General features: G+C 68.4%; 2 protein-coding genes and 1 pseudogene. All 3 read left to right on the top strand.

Annotated features, from left to right (window positions below; all coding sequences use genetic code 11):
* Positions 1-544: pseudogene (gene xdhC, locus AC27IQ_RS20960) on the top strand (xanthine dehydrogenase accessory protein XdhC); the annotation flags it as partial.
* A gap of 222 nt (positions 545-766) precedes the next feature.
* Positions 767-2,017: a urate hydroxylase PuuD gene (locus tag AC27IQ_RS20965; RefSeq protein WP_487090645.1), complete on the top strand. Its 1,251-nt coding sequence runs from the start codon at positions 767-769 to the stop codon at positions 2,015-2,017.
* 225 nt (positions 2,018-2,242) lie between these two features.
* Entirely contained in the window at positions 2,243-3,205 is a 963-nt protein-coding gene (locus tag AC27IQ_RS20970; RefSeq protein ID WP_487090646.1) for an IS110 family RNA-guided transposase, read from the top strand.
* The last annotated feature ends 93 nt before the right edge of the window (positions 3,206-3,298 follow it).

The following is a 3,298-nucleotide window of genomic DNA, read 5'->3' on the forward strand; positions in this document are numbered from 1 at the left end:
CGTGCCGCGCTGGCGCAGCGGCTGGCGCCCCGGGCGCACGCCCGTGGCGCTGTTCGGCGCGGGCCATGTGGGGCATGCGCTGGTCCGCGTGCTGTCGGCCCTGCCGTTCGCCCTGACCTGGATCGACAGCCGCGACAGCGTGTTCCCCGCATTCCCCGTGGCCCCGGCCGAGGCGCCGCCAAGCGTGGCGTGCGAGCACTCTGATCCGGTGCACGCCGCCGTGCCGTCGCTCGCGCCGGGCTCGCGCGTGCTCGTCATGAGCTTCAGCCACGCCGAGGACCTGGACGTGGTGGCCGCCTGCCTGCTGCGCCAGCGCGAACAGGGCGACCTGCCCTTCATCGGGCTCATCGGCAGCCGCACGAAGTGGGCAACGTTCTCGCACCGGCTGGCCGCGCGCGGCTTCGCGCCCGAAGAGCTGGCCTGGGTCACCTGCCCCATCGGGCTGCCCGGCATCGCGGGCAAGGAGCCCGAGGTGATCGCCGTGTCGGTGGCGGCGCAGCTGCTGGCCCTGCCGGTGCCGCCGGACCCCGCGCAGCCCGGGTAAATCCGCACGCCGCCGTGCCGCGCCGGGCGTTCGGCAGGAACGATTCCTGCATACACTCGCGGCACAGGTCGCAGCGGTGCCCGGAGCCGACGCGTGTCGTCAGCCCCCAGGTGCGCGGCCTTTTCTTCTGCTCAGAGCGCCCGCAGTGGTGAGCAGGTTGACCGGGTGGTGCGCCGCGCGCCGCCCCCATGGCGCCTTCGTGCGCCGCCGAGGCTGAGACACATGGAAAGCTATCTCCTCGACTGGGCCAACCTGCTGCTGCGCTGGGTCCACGTCATCACCGCGATCGCCTGGGTGGGCTCGTCGTTCTACTTCGTCTTCCTGGACAGCAGCCTCACGCCGCCGGTCGACGACGACCTGAAAAAGCAGGGCGTGAGCGGCGAGCTCTGGGCCGTGCACGGCGGCGGCTTCTACCATCCGGTGAAGTTCGCCGTTTCGCCGCCGAAGCTGCCCGCGCACCTGCACTGGTTCTACTGGGAAAGCTACAGCACCTGGCTGAGCGGCTTCGCGCTGTTCACCGTGTCGTACCTGTGGAGCGCCGGCACCTACCTCATCGACAAATCGCGCATGGACTGGGCGCCGCCCGCGGCCATCGGCGCGGCGCTGGGCTTCCTGGTCGTCTTCTGGCTGCTGTACGACGCCGTGTGCCGCCTGTTCGGGCGGCGCAGGAACGGCGACGCCATCGTCGGCGCGCTTGTGTTCGGGCTGGTGTGCGTGGCCTCCTGGCTGGCCTGCCACTGGTTCGCCGGCCGGGCGGCCTTCCTGCTGGTGGGCGCGATGATCGCCACGGCCATGAGCGCCAACGTGTTCTTCTGGATCATTCCGGGGCAAAAGAAGATGGTGGCCGCCATCCAGGCCGGCCAGCCCGTGGACCCGGTCCACGGCCAGCGCGGCAAGCAGCGCAGCGTGCACAACACGTACTTCACGCTGCCGGTGCTGTTCGCCATGCTGTCCAACCACTACAGCTTCACCTGGAGCCACCCGCAGAACTGGCTGGTGCTGATTGTGATGATGTTCGCCGGCGCGGCCATCCGGCAGTTCTTCGTCATGCGCCACGGCCACAAGCTCGGGCGCAACGGCAACCCGCTGCCCTACGCGCTGGTGGGCGTGGCGGCCATCGTCGGCGCCATCGTGTGGATGCGGCCCGTGCCACCGGCCACCACCCCGGTGGCTGCAGGAAATGCTACTGATTTGATAGCTAAGGGGGCAAGCAATCCGACGGCATCGGGCACGATCGGCTACGAAAAGCTGCAGCCCGTGCTGGCGCAGCGCTGTTTCCTGTGCCACGGCGAGCAGGTGCAGATGAAGAACCTGCGGCTCGATTCGGCCCCGTCGGTCAAGCAGCACGCCCAGGCCATCTACCAGCAGGCCGTGGTGCAAAAGCTCATGCCGATGAACAACGCCACCGGCATGACGGACGAGGAGCGCGACGTGGTGCGGCGCTGGTTCGAAGGCGGCGCACCGGTGCCCTGACGCGGGCCCGGGGGCGCTTGTATGTTTCAGACCAGACCAGCGCGGTAGAGTTTGACTGCCGATGAGGCGGCCAGACCGGTCCGTGCAGCGTGGTATGCGCTGGGGCGTTGAAGCCCGTGACTGAGTACATCGCGCACGGTCGCCGTGCTGGTCTTCCTGAAGCCCGAACGGTTACGCGCGCCGGCTCGTCCGAGAGCGCATTCACAAGCAAGGGATCTGAAGACCATGTCTATTTCCTCAGTGGTGGTGGGCATCGACATCGCCAAGGCGCATGTCGATGTTGCGGTGCTGGGTGCCAAGCTCGATGCCCAGCGTTTTGACAACGAGGCCGAAGCTCACTCGGCGCTGGCGGCGGCCTTGCAGCCGCTGGGCGTGGCGCTGGTGGTGATGGAGGCCACTGGCGGCTACGAAGCGGCGTTGGCCTGCGCATTGCAGGCTGCGGGTCTGCCGGTGGCGGTGGTCAACCCACGCCAGGCGCGCGACTTCGCCAAGTCCATGGGGCGACTGGCTAAGACCGACCGCATCGACGCCCGCATGCTCGCCGAGTTCGCCGCCGTGCTCGCGCGCCGCGACGACCTGGCCAGCTTGATCCGCCCTCTGGCCGATGCGCAGCAGCAGGCGTTGGCGGCGATGGTCACGCGCAGGCGCCAACTCGTGACGATGATGCTGTCCGAGCGACAGCGGCTGCAACTGGCCATCGCTGTCGTGCGCCCGAGCATCCAGGCCATGATCGAGGCGATCCGTATACAGCTCGATGATGTCGAGGCCCAGATGGTCGGCCACGTTCAGACTCACTATGCCGAGTTGGACAAGCTGTTGCGTTCGGCCCGCGGCATCGGAGCGGTGGCCAGTGCCACCCTGATTGCTGAACTGCCTGAGTTGGGCAAGCTCAACCGCCGCGAGATCGCGGCCTTGGTTGGGGTCGCCCCGATGGCCGATGACTCCGGCAACACGAAGGGACGACGACGCGTGCAGGGCGGGCGCTTCGAGATCCGTCGCGTGCTCTACATGGCAACGCTTACCGCTGCGCGCCACAACCCCGCCATCAAGGCCTTCTACGACCGCCTCAAAGCCGCTGGCAAGCTGCCCAAGGTGGCGCTGGTGGCCTGCATGCGCAAGCTCCTGACCAGGCTCAACGCCATGGTCAAAACCAACAAGCCTTGGGATCAATCGCTTCACGGCGCTTGACTTGAAAGACGGTTACTCAGTCCGTCGCGACGCGGGCGGCGGCTTTGCGTGCGCCCAGCGGGGCGCCCGGCCGGGGGGGCGATGGCGCGGTCC

Source organism: Acidovorax sp. KPB24-07 (assembly GCF_057543315.1).

What these genes read in the sequence shown, in the direction of transcription:
- AC27IQ_RS20970 (WP_487090646.1), top strand. Translation starts at nt 2,243, where the DNA reads ATGTCTATTTCCTCAGTGGTGGTGGGCATCGACATCGCCAAGGCGCAT.
- AC27IQ_RS20965 (WP_487090645.1), top strand. Translation starts at nt 767, where the DNA reads ATGGAAAGCTATCTCCTCGACTGGGCCAACCTGCTGCTGCGCTGGGTC.